The sequence below is a fragment of the Paenibacillus cellulosilyticus genome (assembly GCF_003182255.1).
GTDB lineage: Bacteria > Bacillota > Bacilli > Paenibacillales > Paenibacillaceae > Paenibacillus_T > Paenibacillus_T cellulosilyticus.
In genome coordinates this window covers 237,596-262,590 of sequence record NZ_QGTQ01000001.1, presented here as the reverse complement: position 1 = coordinate 262,590, position 24,995 = coordinate 237,596, and the positions used below count along the sequence as shown (strand labels likewise).

The window sequence follows — 24,995 nt, the reverse complement described above, 5'->3', positions numbered from 1 at the left end:
CATGCGAAGGGCAGAGCTCCCTGGTGTGTCGCTTTGTATGATCGTGCGGAACGAGGCAGCTTTTATCGAAGCCTGCTTGATGTCTGCGCGGCCATATGTGGCGGAAATGATCGTATGCGATACGGGCTCGAAGGATCGGACGGTCGAGATTGCACAGTCGCTTGGCGCGCAGATTGTGCGGTGGGAGTGGACGGACGATTTTGCCGCTGCACGCAATTATGCGCTGTCGTTTGCATCGCAGCCGTGGATTCTCGTACTCGATGCGGATGAGCGATTGGAGCCTGCTGCAATGCAAGTATGGGAAAGGCTTCTCCTGGCGGACGATCAATGGGGCTACTATATTCGGCTCATTAGTCGCCTTGCGCGCACGGATGCTGAGCAGGAAGAGTCCGCTGTGACGGATGCGGTCTGCCGGCTGTTCCGCAACGATGAGCGGATTCGGTTCGCAGGTATCATACATGAGGAATGCGCAACCGCTGCTGCTGCACTGCAAGGAGGGCCGCTTGCAATCGCACCGCTGACGATACGGCATGAGGGCTATCGCGCTGATGTGATGGAAGAGCGGCGCAAGGTAGAACGCAACCTGCGATTGTTATCTAAAGCTTTGGCTCAGCGGCCTAATGATCCGCTGCTTCGTTACGCCGTAGGAACGGAGCTGCTTAGTGCGGGCCGCTGGCTGGAGGCGGCCGAATGGCTGCACCCGCTGGTGGGGCAGCTGGATGATGCTTGCGGCTTTGCGTCGGATGTTTATTTGAAGCTGTCGCATGCTTGCCGAATGGCAGGGCGGTTGGACGAGGCGGCATCCGTGGCGGAGGCGGGGCTGCAGTTGTATGGCGATTTTCCCGATCTCTATGAGGCGTTAGCTGCGGTCCATATAGCACGTGATGATGCGAGATCAGCCTTGCAGGTGCTGCAACAGGCGTCGGCAGTGGGAGAGGCGGCGCCTTATTATTCGTCGGTGGAAGGTGCAGGCGGCTATCGGACGCTCTATGCGGCTGGCGCAGCATGCGAGCAATTATACGAGTGGCAGGAGGCCGCGGCTTATTATGCAGCTGCGCTTCGGCAGCGTCCGGGGCTGGAGCGTGCGTGGATTCGGCTGCTGGCGCTTTATCAGGCAGTTGAAGGCGAAGCCGCATATGGCATGAAGGAGCTGTGGCAGGCTGCGGTAGAGTGTTTGCTGCATTTGAACGTGCGTGTGCGACGGGAGGAGGCGGCACCTGGCGGAGGGCAGCGTGAGTTGGAGCGGGTGCGGCTTCGAGTGGCCCAGTTGCTGCTTCAGTTGCATGAGCCTGATCGGTGCGGTCCGTACATTGAGCGACTAGTTGAAGGTGCTGGCGGGCCGGGAGTGCAATTGCTTGGCTGGCTGCGACTACAGCAGGGTGATCTGGTGGAGGCTGAGCGATGCTGGCTGGCCGTGGAGCAGCAACGTTTATTAGGCGGAGAGTGGGCGAAGCTGGGAGTTGTCCTTCGTTGCTGTGCGTCTGATGGCCAAGGTGGAACATTGGCGGTGTCTGGCGAGGCGCAGCTGCTTGCGGGCGACTGGGCTGGATGGCTGGAGCGGGTGGAACGGGCCGCTAGTGTGGGAGCAGAAGAGCAGTCTTTGCCGTCAATGCTGCAGTTTGGGGTGTTACTTCACAGTGTGGGGTGGAGTAGGGGCGGTGGTGATGCAGAAGGGGATGGCTCGCCTACAGGGTTAGGCGGAAGGGCTGGCTATGTATGGCCTGGAGCGCCGCCTAGAATTGGTGGGCCGCCGTTCGAGGCAGAGCTGGCCGCAGGGCTGCTAGCTGCTGCGGTTGGCCGCTGGCGGGAGGCGTGCGACTGCTTCGCCGCCGCCCGTTCTGCGGCGGCGCAACCGGCGCAAGGGCGAGCAGCGGCATCCGCCCTTGCCGCTGCCTTCGCTGCGCGAGCGAGTGAAACGCTCGCGGGCAGCGAACACGGCAGCTTGCTGCCGCAAGCACTGCGCAGCTGGAATGAGCTGCGCCTGATCGGCCTCACGGCGCTCTACCCGCCGTGAGTGCCTGCATCATGGTGCCGCTGGACGTGCCTCAAGCTGCTTCGCGATGACGGCCGTCCAGCTGTCACGCCAGCGGCTGCTGTCGAATGCCAGCGCCGTTTCGCGGCCTAGCTTGCTGAATTTGCGGCGGAGCGGCTTGTCGTCGAGCAAGCCGTTAACCGCATCCGCAATCGCGGCCGAGTTCGGCGGTACCCGCCGTCCGTTCAGCCCGTCAATGACAAGGTCGTTCAAGCCGCCGACATTCGTCGCCACGACGGGCACGCCGCAGCTCATCGCCTCAAGGCAAGAAAGCGAGGTCCCCTCCGAGAAAATCGTCGGGATAACCGCGATGTCCGCTCCCGCATAGGCCTGGCGCATTTCGTCCATGGAATACGCTCGTTGCTCGATGCGTTTCTTCGCAGGGTGAGCGTCATGCCACAAGCGGAACGCATCCGCAATGTTCGTCCCATCGACGAGTTCGCCAGCGAATTCGATCACGAGATCGCTGCGCGACTGCAGCAGCTGCTCAGCTGCGAGCATCATGGTAATGACTCCTCGCTCGTAGCTCAGCCGGCGAGGGACAAGCACCCGATAGCCGCGCTTGCGAGGCTGATTCGTCTGGTTGTTCTTACTCGGTGTGTAGCTGGCGGTATCGACGCTGTTGGGGAGCAGAATGATTTTGTCCATATCATCGAACTCACACATCGCCCTTGCATACGTCTGAAAATGCGAATCGACCGATACGATTCGATCGAGCTGCTGTACCGCCTGCCGAAAGGCAGACGTGATCCCGTCCTTCGTGGACGTTAGGACCGACCCGTGATCCCAGTTGATCCCGTGACAAATGCCGATGCTGCCTGGCTTGAAAGAGATCGGATGCCACAAGCAGCTTGCGTAGATCAGGAGACCATCCGCCTCCTCTGCCATCCTCTCGAATGCCGCAGCGACCTTGCCAAGCTCGTAGGTGTAGCCGATGACTTCCGTTCCCTCGAACGAGGTGCGAAAAGGCTCGAAGTACGACAGCTGATGTACAACCGGCCGCAGTCCCATCGCATGGATAACGCCGCACAGCTCGCGAATGTACCGCTCTAGTCCGCCCCCGAACAGCCGCTTGAACTGCCGATTATAGCCATCTACATAACTGTGGGTCAAAATACTAACCGTCTGCATCCGCTCACTCCTCCTCCACCCAGCGAATCAAATTTGGTGCCGGATCGAGAATCGACTCGTATTGATCGATGTTTCCCCAGCGTCCGTCAGGGTCCAGCTGCTTGTAACGATTGTATTTGGCCCGCTGATTCTCCTCGTCTCCAGCCCAACCGAAGTGCTTCGCACGAAGCTCGGAACGCAGTCCAGGCAGGGCGGCGCAGGTGATTGGGAGCCTAGGGACGTGGTGGTCCCAGCGTGGATAAGCATAGTGAAAGCCAGGCAAATAGCGGACAAGCATCATCGTGTGGCGGCGATGCAGGTTCCACCACAGATCATCCCGATAATGCGTCAGCGATCCCCAAAAATCATACATCCGCAGCGCAGCCCAATCGTATTGATCTTGATCGATCAGCTCGCGGATGCGCCGAATGGTACGTCGTTCGAGAAACTCATCGGCATCGATGGCCAGCAGCCAATCGGGCTCGGTCGAGACGGCTGTCTCCCACAGCAGGGAGCGCAGCTTCCACTCTTCGCCGAACAGCGGCCGCCGAAGCTCGACGAGGCGGACGACCTTCGGGAAGGAGCGGCACAGCTCTGGCGTTCCGTCCGTACTGGCATCATCTACGATGACGATTTCATCGACCACGTCTGACAGCTGCGCCAGCGACGCCTCCAGATAGCGTCCGCACTCATTGCGCACCTGCATCATGGCGGTCAGCTTGTTGCCGGAAGCTTTGCGCAGGCTTTGCATGCTGAACCCTCCCAAATGGTTAGTAGTAGCTCGTTGATGAGAACAAACGGCGCCGGGGCAGTTGCGGTCGGCGAGGGTGACGAGGTAAAGCCAAGCCCGCAAGGTGCAGAAATGCACCTAAAAGGGCCGCCGGGGCCGGATCGCCGCCCACAAGGTGCAGAAATGCACCTAAACGAGCCGCCGAGGCCGGAACGCCGCCCGCAAGGTGCAGAAATGCACCTAAACGAGCCGCCGAGGCCGGAGCGCCGTCCGCAAGGTGCAAAAATGCACCTAAAAGCCCCGTCGGGGCCGGAGCGCCGTCCGCAAGGTGCAGAAATGCACCTAAACGAGCCGCCGAGGCCGGAGCGCCGTCCGCAAGGTGCAGAAATGCACCTAAGCGAGCCGCCGAGGCTGGAGCGCCGTCCGCAAGGTGCAGAAATGCACCTAAACGAGCCGCCAAGGCCGGAGCGCCGTCCGCAAGGTGCAGAAATGCACCTAAACGAGCCGCCGAGGCCGGAGCGCCGCCCGCAAGGTGCAGAAATGCACCTAAACGAGCCGCCGAAGCCGGATCGCCGCCCGCAAGGTGCAAAAATGCACCTAAACGAGCCGCCGAGGCCGGAGCGCCGCCCGTAAGGTGCAGAAATGCACCTAAACGAGCCGCCGAGGCCGGAGCGCCGTCCGCAAGGTGCAGAAATGCACCTAAACGAGCCGCCGAGGCCGGAGCGCCGTCCGCAAGGTGCAGAAATGCACCTAAACGAGCCGCCGAGGTCGGAACGCCGTCCGCAAGGTGCAGAAATGCACCTTGCGGGCGGCAGATCGCACCTCACTGCCCCACGACCCGCGTCACACCGCGCGTATCCCGCAGCTACTTCAGTGTCGCGGTCCCGCCGTCGGCGAGCCGCTTCACGGCAGCGTCGAGCAGCGCGAGCTCGGTCAACGCGCCGATGGCGTCCTGCCGCAGTTCTGTCGCGCGCAGGAAGGATAGAATCGCCTCGCGGCGGCTGCCGTTCAGCAGCAGCGCTGTTCCTTGCAGCAGCTCATAGTCGGTGCGATCCCTTGCGGTTTGGATCGTATTCGACTCGAACCACTGGCTCGCCCTTCGTACGCAGCCGGCTTGCAGCAGCGAGTCGATCAACAATCGCCGTGCTGTCATCGCTTGAGCGGCCTGCTCATGCTTCGACCGCCCAAGCTCACCTGCATGCACCTCTTCTACTTTCCACTTACTCTCCGCACTCAGCATCTGATCCGCGCTCTTGTCACCATCCATCGGGACTATACTTTCACCCGTATCTACAATCAGCTCATTTAGCAGTCTCTCAAGCCTGCTTGCTGCCTCTCGATGGTCATCATTCAGCCTCAGCAGCATTACAGTGACCAGTGAACGCTCGCCATGTACCAATCTCCGTCGAAGCTCCTCAGCATTGGCACGTTCTACAGCTGTAATGGCTGTCGCTTCATAGGCCTGAACAGCCGATTCCAGCTTGCCCTGTGAGGCGAGCAGGGCCGATCGGAACCGATATATACCATCGAGCGCATGCTCATCGCCTTGCAGCACAGCCTGCTCGAACGCGCCGAGCAGCTCCCGTTCAGCTCCAACGGCATCGCCAAGCAGATAAAGATAGACGGAGCGGTAGAACATTAATGTCGAGCTGCCTCCCGTCTCGGATAGCCGCTCACGATAGGCTGCTTCGCGGCGCTGTCGCTGCAGTCGGCACAGCGGCAGCGGATCGGTGCCGTCAGCCGCCCACAATCCAGCCTGTGAAGCGAACCAGTCGGAAGTCTCATCCGCACCGTCCAGGACGAACACATTGTCCCGGCGGAAGGAAAGATCCAAATAATAAGGCTCCGACAGCGTCAATACGAAAGAGGCCTCACCGGCCAACCGACCACGCCAGCTTGCTTCCAGCTGATCCTCCCCTGCAGAGCCGGACGTCCAAGCGCCGAGCAGCCGTGGGCGCAGCGGAAGCACGGTTGCTGCCCAGCATGGATGAAGCACGAAGGCGGTCGCTTGGCTCCAATCCATATGATGAAGTTCATCGGTTGATATAGCGGTCACGTTGGACGGTGCGCCAGCAAGCGCCCGCTGCGGATTGTTCGTTACCCAGCGTACCGGATGCTTGGCGGCGATCGGAGACAGCTGATCGGAGAAGAGGGTGTTGCCCCAAGACGCATCGGGAAAAACGACCGCGTAAGGTCTCTCCGATGTTGTCGATGTTGGTTTCACGGCTTGCGCCTCCCTAACCTAGATAGTTGCATTGTATGGGCGACTGTCAGGGATGGTGCGGAATACAGCATTTGAATTGAAAGAGGGGAATGCTGATATGTTTGATTGCGTGGAAGTTATGGCGTAATTAGTCGTATTTCAGCGGAGGTGGGAAGACAGCAGACACCTGCTGGGAATGACTCTGGATATGCTGCTCTGTCATAAAATGAAACAGCCCGCCTTCCCGGTTAGGGAGGCGGGCTTATTGCATAACGGCTAGATCGCTTCAGGCTGCTTCTTGCTTCCCGAGAACTGGCTCTCGTACAGGTCGGCGTAGAAGCCGCGCTGTGCAAGCAGCTCTTCATGGGAGCCTTGCTCGATAACCGAGCCTTGATTCATGACGAGGATGCGGTCCGCATCGCGAATCGTCGACAGACGGTGCGCGATAACGAAGCTTGTGCGGCCCTCCATCAGCGCGTTCATCGCCTGCTGGATATGAACCTCGGTCCGCGTATCGACGCTGCTCGTCGCTTCGTCGAGGATCAGAATCTGGGGATCGGCGAGCACGGCACGCGCGATGGTGAGCAGCTGCTTTTGCCCCTGCGACAGGTTGGATGCTTCCTCGTTGAGAATCGTATTATATCCATCTGGCAGTGTGCGGATGAAGTGGTCGGCATACGCAGCTCTCGCCGCACGCACCACATCTTCTTCAGTCGCGCCGACACGACCATACGCGATGTTGTCGCGGATCGTACCGTTGAACAGCCAAGTGTCCTGCAGCACCATGCCGAACTTGCTGCGCAGCTCGCCGCGCGGCATGTCGACGATGTTCTTGCCATCAATCGTGATCTGCCCATCGTTCAGCTCGTAGAAACGCATGAGCAGGTTGATCAGCGTTGTTTTGCCTGCACCGGTTGGTCCGACGATTGCGATCGTCTGTCCTTGCTTCACGTCGATGCTCAGATCGGTCATGAGTGGCGCGTCTTCCTTATAGCCAAACTTCACATGCTGGAAATTCACTTCGCCAGAAGCAGCTTTATTCAATGATACAACTGCATTTGTAGAAGTCGCAGGTGCGTCCGGCACTTCCTCTTCCTCATCCAGCAGCTCGAATACGCGCTCTGCAGATGCGATCGTCGATTGGATAATGTTCGCGATCTGAGCCGTCTGCGTAATCGGCATCGTGAATTGGCGAGAGTAGGAGATGAATGCCTGTACGTCACCGACGGTGATCCGATTATGCAGAACGAAGAGACCGCCGCATACGCTGACCAGTACATAGCCGATGTTGCCGATGAAGCCCATGAGCGGCATGATGTTACCCGAGATGAACTGGGCGCGCCAGCCGGACTGGTACAAGCGCTCATTCACTTCGTTGAATTTGTTGACCGCTGTCTCCTCGCGACCGAACGCTTTGACGATCGTGTGGCCCGTGAACATTTCTTCAACATGGCCGTTCAGCTCGCCGAGTGCACGCTGCTGACCGACGAAATGCGCCTGCGACTTCGAAGCGATCATTTTGATCACGACAAAACTAAGCGGTAGTGTAATGACCGTAATAAGCGTCAGCAGCGGGCTAATCGTCAGCATCATGACAACGACGCCGATGAGTGTGACGATAGCGGTAATGAACTGCGTTAAGCTCTGCTGGAGCGTGCCGCTGATGTTGTCGACATCGTTGACGGCGCGGCTAAGAATTTCACCATGCGTTCGTCCGTCGAAGAACTTGAGCGGCAGCTTTGCCAGCTTCTTATTGACATCCTCGCGGATTCCGAAGACGGTTCGCTGTGCGACGCCGGCCATCACGTATTGTTGGATGTAGCTGAAAATCGCACTGATGACGTACAGGATCGCGAGTGTAATAAGGATGCGGGCGATCGCGTCATAGTCGATCGATGCGCCGGGTGTGCCCTTGATTTTGCCCATCAAGCCTTCAAAAAGCTTGGTCGTCGCTTTACCCATAATCTTCGGTCCGAGAATAGAGAAGATGGTACTGAGCACAGCGGTCAGCAGGACGATGAGCAGGGAGAAGCGATGCGGGCGCAGATAGCCGACGAGTCGGCGAAGCGTGCCCTTGAAGTTCTTCGCCTTCTGACCTTTCATCATCATGCCGCCAGGGCCGCCGCGCGGTGGGCCGAATCCCATGGCGCCTGGACCCATACCCGGTCCCGGCCCTTTGCCACCGCCTGGTCTGCCAGGGCCTTGAGGTCCGCCGCCACCGCCGCGTTCAGCTGAGTGAGCAGGTTCGGATCGGAATTGTCCTAAGTTTCTCATGCGATCTCCTCCTCAGACAGCTGCGACATCACGATCTCGCGGTATACCGCATTGTTGTCCAGCAGCTCACGGTGCGTACCCATGCCTGCGATTTGGCCATCGTCGAGCACGATAATACGATCGGCATCCATGACGGTGCTGACGCGCTGAGCGACGATAATGACGGTCGCTTCGGTTGTTTCTGGGCGAAGTGCCGCACGAAGCTTAGCATCGGTCTTGAAATCGAGCGCCGAGAAGCTGTCGTCGAATAGGTAAATGAGCGGCTTGCGTACAAGTGCGCGCGCGATCGACAGACGCTGCTTCTGGCCGCCGGATACGTTCGTACCGCCTTGTGAAATAACAGATTGATAGCCTTCTGGCATACGCTCGATAAATTCGGACGCTTGCGCGATAGCTGCGGCGTGCCGGACTTCCTCATCCGTCGCCTCTTCGCGGCCGAATCGAATATTGTCGGTCACAGAGCCTGTGAACAGCATCGCTTTCTGTGGTACGAGGCCGATCGTTTCACGCAGCGCCTGCTGCGTCATCTCTCGAACATCGACGCCGTCGATCAGAACGGCACCTTCGCTAGTGTCATAGAAGCGAGGGATGAGATTAAGCATCGTCGATTTGCCTGAACCGGTCCCGCCGATAATAGCCGTAACTTCGCCAGGCGAAGCCTTGAACGAAATGTTCGTCAGCGCCGTCATCTCGGCACCTGGGTAACGGAACGATACATCACGGAACTCGACAGAGCCCTTTGCCTGCTGGCCGCTGCTTGCGGCACGGTTCGCAGGGTCTTCGATATTCGGCTGCATGTCGAGCACTTCTTGGATGCGGGCAGCAGAAGCTGATGCACGTGGAACCATGACGAACATCATGGAAGCAAACATGAGAGCGAACATGATCTGCCAAGCGTACTGGATGAACGCCATCAGATCGCCAACTTCCATGCCGCCGTGATCGATGCGAATGCCACCGAACCAAATAATCGCGATGCTCGCGCAGTTAATGATAAGCATCATGACAGGCATCATGGCAGCCATCATCCGGTTTACTCGCATAGCGGTATCGGTCAGCTCGCCGTTAGCTGTTGTATAACGCGATTGCTCGTGTTGTGTGCGATTGAACGCGCGAATGACGCGGATACCCGTCAGGTGTTCGCGGAGCACAAGATTGAGACGGTCCAATCTTTTCTGCTGAATGCCGAATAGAGGAATTGTCCGTTTCGAGATGAATAAAATAACGAGCGCAATGACCGGCACGATCGCGATGATGACGAACGACAGCTTTACATCGCGAGACAGCGCCATGATGATGCCGCCGAAGCACATGAGCGGCGCCATTACGAGCACGCGCATCATCATCGTCAGTACCATTTGGACCTGGGTAATATCGTTCGTTGTCCGCGTAATGAGCGAAGCGGTACCGATTTTATCGAACTCATTGAGTGAGAACTTCTCGACGTGTGCGAACAATCGGCTTCGCAGGTCGCGTCCGAAGCCGCCCGCAGCCTTGGCGGACAAATAGCTGGCGCCGACGGAGCAGAGCGTGCCGCCTAGTGCGACTATCAGCATGAAACCGCCGATTCGCCAAATATAATGGGTGTCAGCATACATGACGCCTTTGTCGACGATATCTGCGAGCAATGTCGGCAAATATAAGTCAGACAGCGTCTGCAGGAAGACGAATACAAGGACACACGTAACGGCGATCCGGTACGGCTTCAAGTGGCTTAAAAGCTTGATCATGAGGAGAAACGTCACCTCTTTCTATTAAGTAGGCGGATTATTTATTTTCTTGAGGCGGGGGGCAGATGCTTGCAGGATCGGTGGAATAGAAACGGAACACTTCTTGCAAAATTTCAATGAGCTCTCGGCTGCGTTCCGCACCCAAGTGCTCAACGACGCTGCCAATCTTATTCAGCATGATGGCGTGGTTGCGGCTCATAACGGCTTCTCCTTCAGTCGTCAGACGAATGCGGACAGCTCGTCGATCGGCTGGATCGCGATGCCGCTCAAGCAGACCTCGTGCTTCCAGCACATTCACCGTCTGTGTTACAGTAGGCATCGTTACATTGAGCGAGCGCGCAAGCTCGGATGCTTTAGGCCCGGCAGGCTCCTGACGAGTCGCGTGGCGGATGTGGAATAGGGTCATAATTTCTGCTTTTGTAAGGCCGTCATTGGATCTCAGGCCGGTCCAATTCAACTGACGCAGCTGGCGAAAAGCATTCATTAGCTCACGTGACAGTTGCTGATGTTCGTCCAATCGCATATCGCCTCCCTCGTAGACTAATATTTTGCTTAGCTAACCTAATTATATGCATCTCCCCTAGCTGTCGTCAACGTTCTATGGACCTCATATTTTCGATTTACCTATTTATAAAATGATAGAAAATTGTGTATTATAAGAGGATAGGAGTTTTCCGCAGGAAAGGTTGGTCGCTATGGAAAATAAAACGGTATCCTCGAACTTCATTCGTAACATCGTCGTGGAAGATCTGAGCAAGGGTGCGGTAAGTGAGATCGTTACCCGTTTCCCGCCAGAGCCAAATGGCTATCTCCATATTGGCCATGCCAAGTCGATTTGTTTGAATTTCGAGCTGGCTGATGAATTCAAGGGACGCACGAATTTGCGGTTCGATGATACGAATCCGCTTAAAGAAGATACAGAGTATGTAGAGTCAATCAAGCAGGACGTGCAGTGGCTTGGCTTCGAATGGGACGACCTTCGGTTCGCTTCCGATTATTTCGAGGAGCTGTACAACCGGGCGGTACTGCTCATTAAGAAAGGGAAGGCTTACGTGTGCGATCTGACGGCGGAGCAAATGCGCGAGACGCGCGGTTCCTTGACAGAGCCGGGCCAAGATAGCCCGTACCGCAGCCGAAGCGTAGAGGAGAGCCTCGATCTGTTCGCACGGATGCGTGCCGGCGAGTTCAAGGACGGCGAACGCGTGCTGCGCGCGAAGATCGATATGGCTTCGCCAAACATCAGCCTTCGCGATCCGGTGCTGTACCGGATTTCGCACACGCATCATCATCGGACAGGCGACGCATGGTGCATCTATCCGATGTACGACTACGCGCACCCGCTCAGCGATGCAATTGAAGGCGTTACGCACTCGATCTGTACGCTGGAGTTCGAAGACCATCGTCCGCTGTACGACTGGGTCGTTGCAGAGTGCGAGATGGAAGCGACGCCTCATCAATATGAGTTCGCTCGCCTCAATATCACGAATACGATTATGAGCAAAAGATATCTGAAGTCGCTCGTCGATAACGGCGTAGTCGACGGCTGGGATGATCCACGCATGCCGACGATCAGCGGCCTGCGCCGCCGCGGCTTTACGCCAGAATCGCTGCGCGCATTCTGCCGTGAGATCGGTGTCGCTCGCGCGAACAGCCTTGTCGATGAGCGGATGCTGGAGCATTTTATCCGCGAGGATTTGAAGCTGAAGGCGCTTCGTTCGATGGCTGTTGTGCGCCCCCTGAAGGTTGTCATTACGAACTATCCGGAAGGGCAAGTTGAACAGCTTGAGGCGGAGAACAACTCCGAGAACGAAGAGATGGGCTCGCGCATGATTCCGTTCTCTCGTGAAATCTATATCGAGCAGGACGACTTCATGGAAGTGCCGCCGCCGAAGTATCACCGTCTGTATCCGGGCAACGAAGTTCGCCTCAAGCATGCTTACTTCATTAAGTGTGAAGAGGTTATCAAGAACGAAGCAGGCGAAGTGATTGAGCTGCGCTGCACGTATGACCAAGAAACGAAGAGCGGTTCCGGCTTTACGGGCCGTAAGGTGAAGGGTACGATCCACTGGGTAGAGGCATCGCAAGCGAAGGCGGCAGAATTCCGCCACTTCGAGCCGCTGCTCATTGATGATGAAGCAAATGCGGACAAGCCGTTCCTTGAACGGATCAATCCAGAATCGCTCGAGGTACTGCAAGGCTACGTCGAGCAAGGCATGGCTGAATCGCAAGGCGGGGACAAGTTCCAATTCTTCCGTCACGGCTATTACAATGTTGACTCGAAGCTGTCCGGCGAGGACAAGCTGGTGTTCAACCGGATCGTATCGCTGAAGAGCTCGTTTGATCCGAGCAAGGGATAAATTTATAAAAAATTAAAGCGCGATCGTTGTGGCTGAAATGCCGCTTCGGTCGCGCCTTTTTTTGCAAAATGTTAATAATATGTTAGAAAAATATTAAGTTGTTAGCTTACGGGGTCATTGACGCTCGAAAAAATAGAATGATAGAATAAGAAAAGTGAGCCAATATCTTACTTTTAGATAATAATTAGGGCCTCATTTTTATTAAAATGCATGTAAAAATGTGTTGAATATACTGCCACATAGCAATATATAAAGAGATTTCTCGTATTCTTCTACTGGAATGAGGGAATATAGTTGCAAGAGGAGCTGAATTTGCTCGATATTGTAATCATGCTGCGCCGCAGGTGGTGGCTAATCGTAAGTATCATCATTGTGGGCTGCGGCTCCGCGTATGGTTATGGACGTATGCAGACACCGATGTACGAAGCATCCTCTAGATTGATTATTACTAGCATAGGAGATGAGACAGCAAAGAAACCGATTGATCCGCAAGTCATCCAGGCGAATCTTCTCATGCTGCAAACGTATAAAGATATCGTCCGAACACCCAATGTCATGAAGAAAGTTGTAAAGGAGAATCCAGAGTTGGGTTTATCGGCAGGTCAAATATCAAGTAAACTATCGGTCTCAACTAGCACGACATCGCAGGTTTTGACGATTGCTGCAAGGGATGAACAGTATAAACGAGCGGCTCACATTGTTAATACCGTCTCCGCTGCGTTCATAGATGAGGCTGGGCGGTTATATCATTCACATAATCTGGAGGTTCTATATAGCGCAGAAGAACAACCGGAATATACGCCGCAATCGGTGAATATCGGGAAGAAGATGCTGCTCATCGTAGGCTTTGTCCTTTCTGCAATGTGTGGCGTGGGGATATGCGTGTTACTTCAATATTTTGATCAATCGATTCGAACGGAACGTGATGTAACGAGGGCATTTGGACTTTCGACGTTAATAGAGGTGCCTTTATTAATTGATAGCGATCCGCATAAACGAAATCGCCATGATTGGTTGAATTTTAAGCTCAGAGGAGCGAGGGAGAGCCGGGATGTCCCGATCCAAAAATAAGCTTGTCATGTTAACCGGGGCAAACCGCGAAGCGGCTGAGCAATATCGATCCTTGCGTGCTCAAATTGATCGGGCAGGTGGTCAAGATGCTAGGCTTATCGGGGTAGTGGCTCCGCGAGTAGGAGCTGGAACGGCAGAGATGACGGCAAATTTGGCTGTGGCATATGCGCAGGCCAATCGTCGTACGCTGCTAGTGGATGGTGACATGCAATCGCCTCTCATACATAAGTTGTTTGGTCTGCCGAACGTAATGGGGTTGAGTTCTGTGGTGGAAGCTCTGGAAACAGCGGAAGATACAGTGTATCATGACGTCGTTTCAAATTTGGACATTATGACGGCAGGAGATTCGCTGTCCTATACAGGAGATGCGGTTGGCTCGTTCGCACTCCAACCGTTGTTTGATCAATGGCGACAGCGATACGATAAAGTTTGCCTTGTCATGCCGCCGCTGTTATCTTCAGCCGATGCCCAGTTGATGATAGCTGCGTGCAATGGTGTGCTTCTCGTAATTCGTAGCGGACAGGTAGATGAAGCGGATGCAGCTCGAGTCAAACGACTGCTAGCCTTAATGGAGGTCCCTGCATATGGAGTTGCGCTGATGCACGGATAAGATTTAAAAACGCACTTATCGCTAAATAGCGATAGGTGCGTTGTTTTTGTTTGGCTCTAGTTAGCTAAGCGCCTGCCGAAGACGGCCGATTGCCCAATTGAGTTCATCATCTGAAATCGTTAGCGGCGGTGCCAATCGGATTGTACTCTCATGCGTTTCTTTGCAGAGTAAGCCGAGTTTCATGAGCTGTTCACATATGGGGCGGGCAGGGATAGTAAGCTCAATGCCAATAAACAAACCACGCCCTCGAACTTCCCGAATGATGGGATTCGAGATTTGTTTAATGGATTCGAGCAGACGGTTCCCGAGCGTTTCCGAACGCTGAGCGTGCTGTTCTTCTTCTGCCACAGCAATAGCTTCGATAGCAACAGCACAAGCAAGCGCATTGCCACCAAATGTCGATCCATGAGAGCCGGGCTCGAAAACATCGAGAATATTGCGGTTTGCTGCGATGGCTGAAATCGGTAGAATACCTCCACCCAATGCTTTTCCAAGAACATAGATATCGGGAACGACGTTGTCGTAGTCACAAGCAAAACGCCGGCCCGTTCGCCCGAAGCCGGTCTGAATCTCGTCTGCGATAAATAGTAGTTGATGAGCTCGACAAAGTGTTGCGGCGGCAGATAGGTAGCCGGCTGGAGGTAAAATAATGCCTGCCTCTCCCTGGATTGGCTCAACGAGGAACGCGACAGTATTAGATGTAATCGCCTGCTCAAGTGCATCAATGTCTCCATAAGGGATCACTCGGAAGCCTGGTGTCAGCGGGCCGAAGTCATGCTTGTATGACTGTTCAGAAGAAAAGGAAATGGCTGTTATGGTTCTTCCGTGAAAATTGTTAGCACAAACAATGATCTCTGCTTGATTATCTGCAATCCCTTTGTTCCGATATCCCCATCGACGAGCTGTTTTGATAGCAGTCTCAATGGCCTCAGCGCCACTGTTCATCGGAAGAATAGCATCTTTCTTTGTATACGCAGTAAGCGAGGTACATAGGCGAATATATGGTTCGTTATAGAAGGCACGGGAAGTCAGTGTTACGTGCATCGCCTGATTGAGCAAGGCGCGTATTAGCCTTGGATGGCGATGGCCGGCATTCAAGGCAGAGTAGGCGCTAAGCATATCCATATATCTTTCACCTTCGGCATCGGTTACCCATACGCCTGAAGCGTCTACGATAACGATGGGGAGGGGGTTATAATTGTAAGCTTCTAGCGGATGAACGGATTGAATAAGCCCAATATTTGATAAATTCGGATCTCCCAACAACTACACATCCTTTCCCAAATACTGTTACTTCGATTCAAAGTATTTCATTGTATGCGAGGAAGTCAGAGGGCTATGCATGACAACCTGATTTGGTCTTGATTTGAAGTTAAGATGCTATTTAGGGAAATAAAACAGCAGTGAATTCCCAGTTATTTTTAGATACAAAATGTATTATTGACATGAAATTAACAGATAGAATGCAGAAAATATCACGGAATAATTCGAAATACCTAGATACAATATGTATCTTTAGGTAATAATTAATTGACCATTTACTTTTTTGAATGGTAGAATCTATATCAATTAATCTCGCGCATCAGGTGCAGTCAGCATGGAAGAGTAGTATACATAGAACAATAGGTAGTGTATGAGTATTGATTCCTATTATATTTTTTTAATTTGAATATTAAGGAATTGTATACTCAAAGAAAGTTATAACCATTTATTCGACGAGGTGATAGTAGTGGGTGTTAAAGGAACGGTTTTGAAGTATTCGCTGGCAGCAGCGATCGTTTCGACAAGTTTTGCAGGTATCCCATTCAGTGAGAAAGGTCTGGCGAATCATATTGGCGCGCAAACGGCTTTCGCCAGCGTATCTTACAGCCAACAAGCTGTAAACCGCTTCAATACGGTATACGCTGCACTTTCGACGCAAGGCAAAGCGGATGTTAATACTGCTCGTCAAGCGATCATTAACCTGGAAAGCAGCCAACGTGCTGCAATTGCGGGTCCGATTGCGGACAAATTAAATGTATCGGATGAGAACCGTGCAGCGCTCGCTGATCTAGTCGTTGACCTGTTGTCGATTCCGACAACGTTGAGTGTAAGCGCTTTGGAAGAAATTCAAACGAACACCGAATACCGCGACGCTTTGAAGTCCGCAGCGGTAGGCGTAGGTGTAACGAATACATCGGCAATTACGGTTGATGCTGTAGCCAAAGCTGCAGTTGACGCAGAGTCGTACATCGGTAAGCAGTTGAAATCGAAGAGCCTGACGCAGTTGATTGCACTAGCGAAGAGCTCCGCAGAACGCAAAACTCTTGTTAACGGTGCTTTGAACAGCGCATTGTCTGTTTCTACGGTATCTGAGCTTCGCGAACTGGTAACAAATGCAGGCATCACTGGTGACGATGTTGTACAGGCAGTAGAACAACTAAGAACGGAAATTGGTACAGACGTGTTTGATGACGCTGCTGAAGCGATTGCATTGGCTTATCTGTCGACATTGACTACAACAACAACAACAACGAACCCATCAGGGTCAACTGTTACAGGCAACACGGCTGTGGATCAAAGCTTTGACGATCTGCTTAGCAAGCTGGACGGCGCAACAGATGCGCAAAAACTGGAAATTGCTAAACAAGCTCTGGCCCTGTTCAACCAAGTGCTGAAAGATTCCGGAGAAGTTAACGTTTCGGCGCTGGTAACGATTTCGAACGGTATCGCCTCGGTTGATCCGAGCGAAGTAGTAGGATCGAAGCTAGATACAGTAATTGCGGCGTTCGAGAAACTGCAGCAGATACTTAAAGCAGCGGGCTCTAATGAGAAAGCATCCGCTGGAGCATTCTCCATTAACCTTGGAAATATCGACAGCTCGTCGATCAGTGTCAAACTGTCCGAGGAAGTAATGAAGAAGCTGAATGCATCGCCATTTGGCAAATTGAACGTTGCAATGAACGGTCTGACAGTGTCGGTTCCGAACAGCAGTGAGTATGGCAAGGCGTTTGGCCTGTCGGTTGGAACGAAGAATGCGTCGACTGAGCCAGCGGTTGAAGGGTACCCTGCTGTATCCTCTGTATATAACTTTGGCTTGTCCCTGGGTGGACAAGATGTGCATGAGTTTGTGAATCCGATTGTAGTACGTATTCCACTTGGCAATCTGAATGGCGTTGATAAAGAACTGCTTAGCGTTGCGAAAATTGTGGACGGCAAGCTGACGTTCGAAGGCGGCGTAGTAGATGGCGATACGATCGTGGAATCGCGCGATACGTTCTCCTCTTATGTAGTTGTTGAAAACAAAGTAACGTTTGGCGATATCGCTTCCGTTAAATCGTGGGCTGGTCGTCAAATCGAGGTTCTGGCTGCGAAAGGTGCAATCTCCGGCCGTTCCGAGAACGTGTTTGATCCGAAAGGCAGCGTAACGCGCGCTGAGTTCGCTAAGATGCTCGTTCGTGCTCTGGATCTTGAGAGCTCCGGTCTTACTTCGAGCTTCAGCGACGTGAAGTCGACGGATTGGTTCGCTCCTTATGTTGCAGCAGCAGCTAATAAGGGCATCATCAACGGCCGCACGACAACGACATTCGCACCGAATGCTACGATTACGCGTGCTGAGATGGCAACGATGATTGCACGTGCACTGACGCTTAAGACAGACGTTAAAGCTGTTGAGAACGTTGATGCTGCACTGAAAGCATTCAGTGACGCAGCTTCGATCAATGCGACGTTGAAAGCTGGCGTGGCACTTGCTGCACAAGAAGGTATTGTTATTGGCAACGCTGGTAAGTTCAACCCGAACAATAATGCATCCCGTGCAGAAGCGGCAGTTATCCTGTACCGCACACTGCAAGTGAAGTAAGTTTCAATCAGGTAGTACTGAATATGATCTAGCCCCCTCTCGAGAAGAACAGGGAGGGGGCTTATCTTGTCAAAATGCAACCAATGATCGTGGGGGAGAATGACGTGAAAGAACTAGAAATCAAGGACTACGTTCGAATCATTCGTAAGCGTTTGTGGTGGATAGTAGCCTTGGTCGTGGTAGCAACGGTATTGTCCGGTATCGTTAGCAAGTTTGTCATTAAGCCTGAATATGAAGCATCTACGAAAATTATTGTCACAAAAACATCTGACCCAGAAATCCAGCAGCTCAACTCAGATACCGTAACTACGAATATCAAGCTGATTGATACATACAAAGAGATTATTAAAACTCCCGCAATTATGGATGTTGTCGCAGAGCAGTATCCGGAATTTGGGCTGAGTTCGGAAGATTTGATCGAGAAGGTAAGTGTAAGTTCTGTAAACAATACTCAGGTGATGACGCTGGTCGTTCAAGATAAGTCCTACGAGAAGGCTGCACAAATTGTGAATGCTGTTTCGAAAGTATTCCAGACTGAAATACCTGATCTGATGAGTGTAAAGAACGTTTCGATCCTGAACTATGCGAAGGAAGAAAACGTGAATGCTGAACCAGTTTCGCCAAACGTTGTATTGAACTGTGTAATTGCGTTCGTGCTAGCACTATTCATTAGTTTAGGCGTGACGTTCCTTCTTGAGTATATGGATGATTCGGTTAAGACGGAAGAGGACGTCCAGCAATTGTTAGGTCTCCCAATGTTGGCAATGATTCATCGAGTTAATCCCTCAGAGCTAGGTCAAGACCAAGATGTTTCAATTATTGCAAAGCAGTCCGAACAAGGACAAATCGATGTATTGTCAAGAGTATCACGGAAAGCAGGGGATATTGAGCATGTCGCAGTCGGTAAATAATAGACGACCTCTTATTACGTTAGCCAACCCAAGATCCCCTATATCGGAGGCGTATCGTACGCTTAGGACCAACATTGACTTTTCATCTATTGATGAGGCTATGCAAGTTATTGTTGTTACCTCCGCTGGTCCAGGGGAAGGGAAATCGACGACGATCTCCAATTTGGCCATTACCTTTGCTCAATCTGAACGCCGTGTACTGCTGATTGATGCTGATATGCGGAAGCCGACTATGCATCATACGTTTCGCGCTTCTAACCGCGTAGGCCTGTCCTCGTTGCTATCGAGGAGAAGTGAGATGCAAGAGGTGATTCAGGAAACGAATGTATCGGATCTATTCATCGTAACTGCAGGTCCAATTCCACCTAATCCAGCTGAAATGCTATCGTCGAAGCGAATGAGCGAGCTGCTCGATTCTTTGAAGAAGCATTTCGACATTATACTGATCGATACGCCCCCAATATTAGCTGTAACAGATGCTCAACTTATCGCATCCAAGAGCGATGGTGTCATTCTTGTTATGGACCATGGAACTGTAAAGCGAGACGCCGCTCTAAAAGCGAAAGCTGGCCTTGATACAGTTAATGCCAAGATACTAGGTGTTGTGATGAATAATGTAAAACGGAATAAATCATCACAAGGTTATTACTATTACTATGGCAATGGTAATGAAAGTTAATTAACTTAATTGAATTTTTAGGATTAATGTACTGCTTGGATGAGAAATTTAGTAGTATTATAGTACCACTGTGGTAATATAATACTAGACTTTATGTCGTAGTATACAAGATTGTAAAAGAGAGGTGCATTTCATGCAGTCGGTTCGGAAGGCGTTGATTCCTGCAGCGGGCTTGGGCACAAGGTTTTTGCCTGCTACTAAAGCAATGCCTAAGGAAATGCTCCCGATCTTAAGTAAACCTACGATTCAGTACATCGTAGAAGAAGCGGTTGCAGCGGGTATTGAAGACATAATAATTGTAACTGGCAAACATAAACGTGCAATTGAGGATCATTTTGATAGCGCATTCGAGCTTGAGGAAAACCTACGGGTGAAAGGAAAACTCAAGCTGTTGGAGAAGGTGCAGAAGCCTTCAAAGATGGCGGACATTCACTTTATTCGTCAACAAGAACCTCTTGGGCTAGGACATGCGATTTGGGTAGCTAGGAAGTTTTTCAATGATGAGCCATTTGCCGTATTACTTGGTGATGACATTGTAAAATCAGAGGTTCCTTGCATCGGTCAGCTGATTCGAACCTATCAAAATGTGCAGAGTCCAGTCATAGCGGTACAACGTGTGGCTGAGCATGAGACAGATCGGTATGGAATTGTAAAAACTTCGAAACCGAGTGGCCCATTATATGAGGTTGATCAACTTGTTGAGAAGCCCCCGCTTGGTCAAGCGCCTTCTAATCTAGCGATTATGGGACGATACATATTAACACCAGAAATATTTGATCTGCTAGAGAAGCAGGAGAGAGGCGTAGGAGGAGAGATCCAGTTAACGGATGCGATCCAAGCGCTCAATGAAATGCAGCAGGTATACGCTTATGAGTATGAAGGCAAGCGATATGATGTCGGAGATTTACCTGGCTTTATCAATACGACATTAGAATTTGCTTTGCAGGATAATAGTCTTAGAGAACATACGCTGAACACGATTCAACAATTGTTGAAAACTTATAGACGTTAATCTTCCGTTCAAGAATAAACACGAATCAGGTACATATTAGGTGATGTCTACTAGACCGTTATCAACGTAGGCACTCGGATGCGCCGTGGGTTATTGGGCCTTAGACGTACATCGTCGATGGTGTGTTGTGAGGCGGGGTTCGATGCCCTGTTCTTATCTTTGTATTTGAAAATACGAGCTATGCTTTTCTGCTGGAGCAGGAAGGTATAGCTCGTGTTTTTAATGAGATTTGCACAGGTACATCCATTGAAGGAGAGGGGTAGATCAATGTTATCAACCAGTCGCAATGATGCGGAGAGTATCATCGTGAACGATGAAATCAGATTAGACCTTACAGAAGCTGAAAATGGACAATGGACATTGTACGATGCAGCTAAGCGCATGCTTGATATTATTGGTGCTACATTTGGAATCATTCTATTACTACCTGTATTAATTGTAGTGTCGATCATAATAAAGATGGATGACCCGAAGGGATCAGTCTTTTATTATCAGACAAGGGTAGGCAAGCATGAGCGACCATTTCGGATGTTTAAGTTCCGTTCTATGGTAAGGGATGCGGATAAGCAGCTAGAGAAGTTACTGAAGCAGAATGAAATCGAAGGTGCCATGTTTAAGATGAAGCGTGATCCGCGCGTGACGAGAATCGGTCGTTTTATTCGTAAGACAAGCATCGACGAGCTCCCGCAACTGGTGAATGTACTTCAAGGAAACATGAGCTTGGTGGGACCTAGGCCGCCGCTGCCGCGGGAGGTTGCGGAGTATACGCCCCATGATAAACAACGACTGATGGTCAAGCCGGGATGCACAGGATTATGGCAAATTAGTGGTCGTAATGAGTTAAGCTTTGATCAAATGGTTGATTTGGACTTGACATACATAAAGAAGAAGAGTATTTGGTTCGACCTCACAATTATTCTACGAACCTTTAGGGTGCTGCTAGGCTCGAAGGATGCATACTAGAAACATATTAAGGGAGAAGACCATGAATAAAGACGCTAAAATTTATATTGCTGGACATAGGGGGCTTGTTGGGTCTGCTATTCTTCGCAGACTCGAACGCGAGGGATATACGTCTCTCGTTTATCGGACAAGCTCAGAGCTAGATTTACGGAATCAACAGGAAGTGGAGCGATTCTTTGAGCAAGAGAAGCCAGAGTACGTATTCCTGGCCGCTGCTAAAGTAGGTGGGATTGTTGCAAACAATACATACCCTGCAGATTTTATACGTGATAATTTGATGATTCAGAATAATATAATTGATGCCTCCTATCGTACGGGTATTAAGAAGCTGTTGTTCTTGGGCAGTACTTGTATTTATCCTAAGTTTGCTCCTCAGCCAATGAAGGAAGAACATTTGCTGACAGGTATACTTGAGCCAACGAATGAGCCATATGCAATTGCAAAAATCGCCGGTATTAAAATGTGCCAATCATACAATCGGCAGTATGGAACGAAATATATCTCAGCGATGCCTACTAACCTGTATGGAGAGAACGATAACTTCGATCTGCAGTCCTCGCATGTGCTTCCTGCTTTAATGCGAAAGTTCTATGAAGCGAAGGAAAGCGGAAGTCCTTATGTGGAAGTATGGGGTACAGGTACCCCGAAACGGGAGTTTCTTTACTCGGATGATCTGGCTGACGCCTGTGTGTTCCTAATGAATAACTACGAGGACAGTGAAATTGTCAACATCGGAGTCGGGGAGGATGTTTCCATTCGTGAATTGGCTGAAACGATCGGTCGGATCGTAGGCTACACGGGTAATATTCGATTCGACGAAACGAAGCCGGACGGTACACCTCGTAAGCTGGTCGATGTGACGAAAATTAATGGACTAGGATGGAAGGCGTCGATTTCGCTGGAAGAAGGCATTCGCCGTGCATACAACTGGTTCTTGGAAAATAAGATTGTGGCAGCAAAATAGCTTAGACATAGAACGTCGGAGGAAATAATGAAAAAAGCACTCATTACCGGAATTACCGGGCAAGATGGATCATACTTGGCGGAGTTTCTATTAGAGAAGGGCTATGAGGTGCATGGTGTCATCCGCCGCAGCTCATCCTATAACCAAGAGCGTCTGGAGGATCTTCTTACGGAAGAAGAAGCAGATGCACTGTTGAACAACGGACGCTTTCATCTCCACTACGGGGATGTTACAGATGCTCTAAATGTAACGCGTTTAATCGGTGAAATTCAACCGGATGAAATTTATAATCTTGCGGCTCAGTCTCATGTACGCGTTTCTTTCGATATGCCAGGTTATACGCTCGATGTAGATGCTAAAGGTACGCTGAACATTCTTGAAGCTGTGAGGATTCTTGGCCTAACGGAGAAAACTCGCGTTTATCAGGCATCTACTTCTGAATTGTACGGTAAAGTACAAGAAGTGCCGCAGCGCGAAACGACACCGTTCTACCCACGTTCACCATATGGAGTCGCGAAAATCTATGGTTTCTGGATTACAAAGAACTATCGAGAATCCTATAATATGTTTGCTGTTAATGGCATTTTGTTCAACCATGAATCGGAACGCCGTGGTGAAACATTTGTAACGCGGAAGATTACGATTGCAGCAGCCCGTATAGCACAAGGTAAGCAAAAGATGCTGACGCTCGGTAACCTTGATTCTTTGCGCGACTGGGGTTATGCAAAAGATTATATTGAATGCATGTGGCTCATTCTCCAACATAACCAGCCAGAGGATTTCGTCATCGCAACGGGTGAGATGCATTCGGTACGAGAATTCGTGGGACTTGCGTTCAAACATGTTGGTATTGAGATTGAGTGGACAGGTACAGGCATTGAGGAGAAAGGCATCAACAAAGCAACTGGCGAGACTATCGTTGAAGTGGATCCGAAATATTTCAGACCAGCGGAGGTTGAACAGCTGCTAGGGGATCCTACGAAGGCGAGAACGCTGCTCGGCTGGAATCCAACGAGGACGCCGTTTACGGAGCTAGTAAAGCGGATGGTGGAATCCGATATGCAGAAGGTTGAAAAGGAAGATCGGGTTAAGCGAATGTTTGATTAAATAGCAATAGTTACAGTTTATGTCTTCGGTACAAGGGGGCATAAACTGTTTTTGTTTATGCAGAAAAATAATAAAAACGCAGGTGTTAAGACGAGGTATGGATAAAAATAGGAAAAGACTTTTAATATACGCCCATTACTATATTCCAGATGTTGCATCAACGGGTCAAATCCTGAAGGAGCTCGCTGAGGGAATGTTATCTTCTTTCGACATAACAGTGATTTGCGTAGTTCCATCATACACAGGAACAATTAGCCCAGAGTATAAAACGAAGATGTTCTATGAGGAAGAGATTAATGGTGTCAAAGTAATTCGAATTCGTGTACCAGAGTTCACGAAGGGCAACAAAATAAGCAGAGTTAAGAACATTGTGTCTTACTTCTGTGGAGCAATGCTGGCAACATTTAAGGTAGGTAAGATGGATTATGTCTATTCTATTTCACAGCCGCCAGTCCTAGGGGGGCTAATTGGAGTATGGGGTAAGTGGATGAAACGGGCCAAGTATATTTACAACATTCAAGATTTTAATCCCGAACAGACGATGGCTGTAGCATACAGTAAGAATAAGTTAATTCTGAATACTATGATGTGGTTAGATAAGTTCAGCTGCAAACGTGCCGATAAAATAATTGTAGTTGGTCGCGATATGATTGAAACGTTGAAGAATCGATTCAAATCAGAACGAGTGCCAAATCATACTTTCATTAATAACTGGGTAGATGAGAAGGAAATCTATCCACTACCGTCTGACCATGAACAGGTAAATGCTTTCAAGAAAAAGTATGATCTAGAGAATAAGTTTGTCATTATGTATTCAGGTAATATTGGTCTATACTATGACCTTGAGAACATGATGCATGTCATTAAGAAGTTCAAAGATCGAAATGACGTTGTATTTGCCTTTATCGGAGAAGGATCTGTTTTAGACAAGTTGATAGCATATAAAAAAGAACAAGACCTCACGAATGTGACCTTTATTCCTTATCAGAAGAAATCAGACCTGATTTATAGCTTGAATGCAGGGGATATTCATTGGTGTATTAATGCTAAAGGGATTAAGGGAGTATCAGTTCCAAGTAAGTTATACGGAATAATGGCGGCGGGAAAGCCGGTATTAGGGGTTTTGGAATATGGATCTGAGGCGCGTCTCATTATTGAAGAAACAAATTGTGGTTATGTAACGGAGCCTGAGAATTACAGTGAAGTTGAGGCTATTTTAAATGAGATTATGGAATATCAGGATGTTAATAGACTTTTTGAGATGGGACAATGCGGAAGGGATTATCTAGTGAAAAATCTAACGAAAAAAGTTTCCATAGAGAAGTATACTCGGGAGATTATGTCGTCCTGAGACCTGGAGCAAAGAAGTTATTAGGTATTCTGAGTATATTATTAGGGAGA

20 protein-coding genes are annotated in these 24,995 nt (G+C 50.8%); 13 read left to right on the top strand and 7 right to left on the bottom strand.

All coding sequences use genetic code 11. The features are described 5' to 3' along the window. Position 1 precedes the first annotated feature (1 nt). Positions 2 to 2,014, top strand: a complete 2,013-nt coding sequence (locus DFQ01_RS01085) for a glycosyltransferase family 2 protein (RefSeq protein WP_110042030.1) — start codon at positions 2 to 4, stop codon at positions 2,012 to 2,014. 9 nt (positions 2,015 to 2,023) lie between these two features. On the opposite strand, the gene DFQ01_RS01080 is transcribed toward DFQ01_RS01085, so the two are convergent. Together DFQ01_RS01080 and DFQ01_RS01075 are read right to left on the bottom strand one after the other, a co-directional pair. Beyond that, entirely contained in the window at positions 2,024 to 3,163 is a 1,140-nt protein-coding gene (locus DFQ01_RS01080) for a glycosyltransferase family 4 protein (RefSeq protein WP_110042029.1), read from the bottom strand. A 4-nt stretch (positions 3,164 to 3,167) separates the two neighbouring features. After that, positions 3,168 to 3,893: a glycosyltransferase gene (locus tag DFQ01_RS01075; protein ID WP_110042028.1), complete on the bottom strand. Its 726-nt coding sequence runs from the start codon at positions 3,891 to 3,893 to the stop codon at positions 3,168 to 3,170. A gap of 33 nt (positions 3,894 to 3,926) precedes the next feature. Between DFQ01_RS01075 and DFQ01_RS01070 the strand changes: the two genes are divergently transcribed. Further along, on the top strand, positions 3,927 to 4,505 hold the full coding sequence (locus DFQ01_RS01070; protein ID WP_146216821.1) for a hypothetical protein: 579 nt from the start codon (positions 3,927 to 3,929) through the stop codon (positions 4,503 to 4,505). A 232-nt stretch (positions 4,506 to 4,737) separates the two neighbouring features. Here DFQ01_RS01070 and DFQ01_RS01065 read toward each other — a convergent pair whose 3' ends face one another. The 4 genes from DFQ01_RS01065 to DFQ01_RS01050 all read right to left on the bottom strand — a co-directional run bounded on the left by DFQ01_RS01065 (position 4,738) and on the right by DFQ01_RS01050 (position 10,596). Further along, on the bottom strand, positions 4,738 to 6,096 hold the full coding sequence (locus tag DFQ01_RS01065) for a hypothetical protein (protein ID WP_110042026.1): 1,359 nt from the start codon (positions 6,094 to 6,096) through the stop codon (positions 4,738 to 4,740). Between the two features lie 255 nt (positions 6,097 to 6,351). After that, the gene (locus DFQ01_RS01060; protein WP_110042025.1) at positions 6,352 to 8,349 is read right to left on the bottom strand and encodes an ABC transporter ATP-binding protein; all 1,998 of its coding nucleotides are present in this window, start codon (positions 8,347 to 8,349) and stop codon (positions 6,352 to 6,354) included. Beyond that, positions 8,346 to 10,079: an ABC transporter ATP-binding protein gene (locus DFQ01_RS01055; RefSeq protein ID WP_110042024.1), complete on the bottom strand. Its 1,734-nt coding sequence runs from the start codon at positions 10,077 to 10,079 to the stop codon at positions 8,346 to 8,348. The genes DFQ01_RS01060 and DFQ01_RS01055 overlap by 4 nt, the downstream gene beginning before the upstream one ends. A gap of 37 nt (positions 10,080 to 10,116) precedes the next feature. Then, positions 10,117 to 10,596: a MarR family winged helix-turn-helix transcriptional regulator gene (locus tag DFQ01_RS01050; RefSeq protein WP_174812879.1), complete on the bottom strand. Its 480-nt coding sequence runs from the start codon at positions 10,594 to 10,596 to the stop codon at positions 10,117 to 10,119. A gap of 178 nt (positions 10,597 to 10,774) precedes the next feature. Here DFQ01_RS01050 and DFQ01_RS01045 point away from each other — a divergent pair, with 178 nt between their 5' ends. From DFQ01_RS01045 to DFQ01_RS01035, 3 genes are all read left to right on the top strand, one after another. Next, on the top strand, positions 10,775 to 12,436 hold the full coding sequence (locus DFQ01_RS01045) for a glutamine--tRNA ligase/YqeY domain fusion protein (RefSeq protein WP_110042022.1): 1,662 nt from the start codon (positions 10,775 to 10,777) through the stop codon (positions 12,434 to 12,436). A 294-nt stretch (positions 12,437 to 12,730) separates the two neighbouring features. After that, positions 12,731 to 13,507 carry a YveK family protein gene (locus tag DFQ01_RS01040; protein WP_110042021.1) on the top strand — a complete coding sequence of 259 codons (777 nt, stop codon included), beginning with the start codon at positions 12,731 to 12,733 and terminating at the stop codon, positions 13,505 to 13,507. Continuing rightward, positions 13,488 to 14,117 carry a CpsD/CapB family tyrosine-protein kinase gene (locus DFQ01_RS01035; protein WP_110042020.1) on the top strand — a complete coding sequence of 210 codons (630 nt, stop codon included), beginning with the start codon at positions 13,488 to 13,490 and terminating at the stop codon, positions 14,115 to 14,117. The genes DFQ01_RS01040 and DFQ01_RS01035 overlap by 20 nt, the downstream gene beginning before the upstream one ends. Positions 14,118 to 14,177: 60 nt before the next feature. Here DFQ01_RS01035 and rocD read toward each other — a convergent pair whose 3' ends face one another. After that, entirely contained in the window at positions 14,178 to 15,380 is a 1,203-nt protein-coding gene (gene rocD / locus DFQ01_RS01030) for an ornithine--oxo-acid transaminase (RefSeq protein ID WP_281271953.1), read from the bottom strand. 466 nt (positions 15,381 to 15,846) lie between these two features. Here rocD and DFQ01_RS01025 point away from each other — a divergent pair, with 466 nt between their 5' ends. From DFQ01_RS01025 to DFQ01_RS00990, 8 genes are all read left to right on the top strand, one after another. Then, positions 15,847 to 17,958: an S-layer homology domain-containing protein gene (locus DFQ01_RS01025; RefSeq protein ID WP_110042019.1), complete on the top strand. Its 2,112-nt coding sequence runs from the start codon at positions 15,847 to 15,849 to the stop codon at positions 17,956 to 17,958. Positions 17,959 to 18,062: 104 nt separating this feature from the next. Next, positions 18,063 to 18,869 carry a YveK family protein gene (locus tag DFQ01_RS01020; RefSeq protein WP_245946469.1) on the top strand — a complete coding sequence of 269 codons (807 nt, stop codon included), beginning with the start codon at positions 18,063 to 18,065 and terminating at the stop codon, positions 18,867 to 18,869. After that, entirely contained in the window at positions 18,850 to 19,548 is a 699-nt protein-coding gene (locus DFQ01_RS01015) for a CpsD/CapB family tyrosine-protein kinase (protein WP_110042018.1), read from the top strand. The genes DFQ01_RS01020 and DFQ01_RS01015 overlap by 20 nt, the downstream gene beginning before the upstream one ends. A gap of 133 nt (positions 19,549 to 19,681) precedes the next feature. Continuing rightward, positions 19,682 to 20,560, top strand: coding sequence for a UTP--glucose-1-phosphate uridylyltransferase GalU (gene galU, locus DFQ01_RS01010; RefSeq protein WP_110042017.1), 879 nt, complete (start codon positions 19,682 to 19,684; stop codon positions 20,558 to 20,560). A 267-nt stretch (positions 20,561 to 20,827) separates the two neighbouring features. Beyond that, complete coding sequence (locus DFQ01_RS01005; RefSeq protein ID WP_110042016.1) at positions 20,828 to 21,523, top strand: sugar transferase; 696 nt, start codon at positions 20,828 to 20,830, stop codon at positions 21,521 to 21,523. A gap of 22 nt (positions 21,524 to 21,545) precedes the next feature. Beyond that, a complete protein-coding gene (fcl, locus tag DFQ01_RS01000; protein WP_110042015.1) occupies positions 21,546 to 22,487 on the top strand; it encodes a GDP-L-fucose synthase in 942 nt (313 codons plus the stop codon). A 27-nt stretch (positions 22,488 to 22,514) separates the two neighbouring features. Then, positions 22,515 to 23,594 (top strand): GDP-mannose 4,6-dehydratase, encoded by a 1,080-nt coding sequence (gene gmd, locus DFQ01_RS00995; protein ID WP_110042014.1) that lies wholly within the window; start codon positions 22,515 to 22,517, stop codon positions 23,592 to 23,594. A gap of 97 nt (positions 23,595 to 23,691) precedes the next feature. Beyond that, the gene (locus tag DFQ01_RS00990; protein WP_110042013.1) at positions 23,692 to 24,945 is read left to right on the top strand and encodes a glycosyltransferase family 4 protein; all 1,254 of its coding nucleotides are present in this window, start codon (positions 23,692 to 23,694) and stop codon (positions 24,943 to 24,945) included. The last annotated feature ends 50 nt before the right edge of the window (positions 24,946 to 24,995 follow it).

Bases quoted from the DNA above. Each gene is read 5' to 3' on its own strand.
- DFQ01_RS01060 (WP_110042025.1), bottom strand. From the start codon at position 8,349: ATGAGAAACTTAGGACAATTCCGATCCGAACCTGCTCACTCAGCTGAA.
- gmd (WP_110042014.1), top strand. From the start codon at position 22,515: ATGAAAAAAGCACTCATTACCGGAATTACCGGGCAAGATGGATCATAC.
- DFQ01_RS00990 (WP_110042013.1), top strand. From the start codon at position 23,692: ATGGATAAAAATAGGAAAAGACTTTTAATATACGCCCATTACTATATT.
- DFQ01_RS01015 (WP_110042018.1), top strand. From the start codon at position 18,850: ATGTCGCAGTCGGTAAATAATAGACGACCTCTTATTACGTTAGCCAAC.
- DFQ01_RS01085 (WP_110042030.1), top strand. From the start codon at position 2: ATGCGAAGGGCAGAGCTCCCTGGTGTGTCGCTTTGTATGATCGTGCGG.
- fcl (WP_110042015.1), top strand. From the start codon at position 21,546: ATGAATAAAGACGCTAAAATTTATATTGCTGGACATAGGGGGCTTGTT.
- DFQ01_RS01045 (WP_110042022.1), top strand. From the start codon at position 10,775: ATGGAAAATAAAACGGTATCCTCGAACTTCATTCGTAACATCGTCGTG.
- DFQ01_RS01075 (WP_110042028.1), bottom strand. From the start codon at position 3,893: ATGCAAAGCCTGCGCAAAGCTTCCGGCAACAAGCTGACCGCCATGATG.
- DFQ01_RS01035 (WP_110042020.1), top strand. From the start codon at position 13,488: ATGTCCCGATCCAAAAATAAGCTTGTCATGTTAACCGGGGCAAACCGC.
- DFQ01_RS01055 (WP_110042024.1), bottom strand. From the start codon at position 10,079: ATGATCAAGCTTTTAAGCCACTTGAAGCCGTACCGGATCGCCGTTACG.
- DFQ01_RS01080 (WP_110042029.1), bottom strand. From the start codon at position 3,163: ATGCAGACGGTTAGTATTTTGACCCACAGTTATGTAGATGGCTATAAT.
- galU (WP_110042017.1), top strand. From the start codon at position 19,682: ATGCAGTCGGTTCGGAAGGCGTTGATTCCTGCAGCGGGCTTGGGCACA.
- DFQ01_RS01005 (WP_110042016.1), top strand. From the start codon at position 20,828: ATGTTATCAACCAGTCGCAATGATGCGGAGAGTATCATCGTGAACGAT.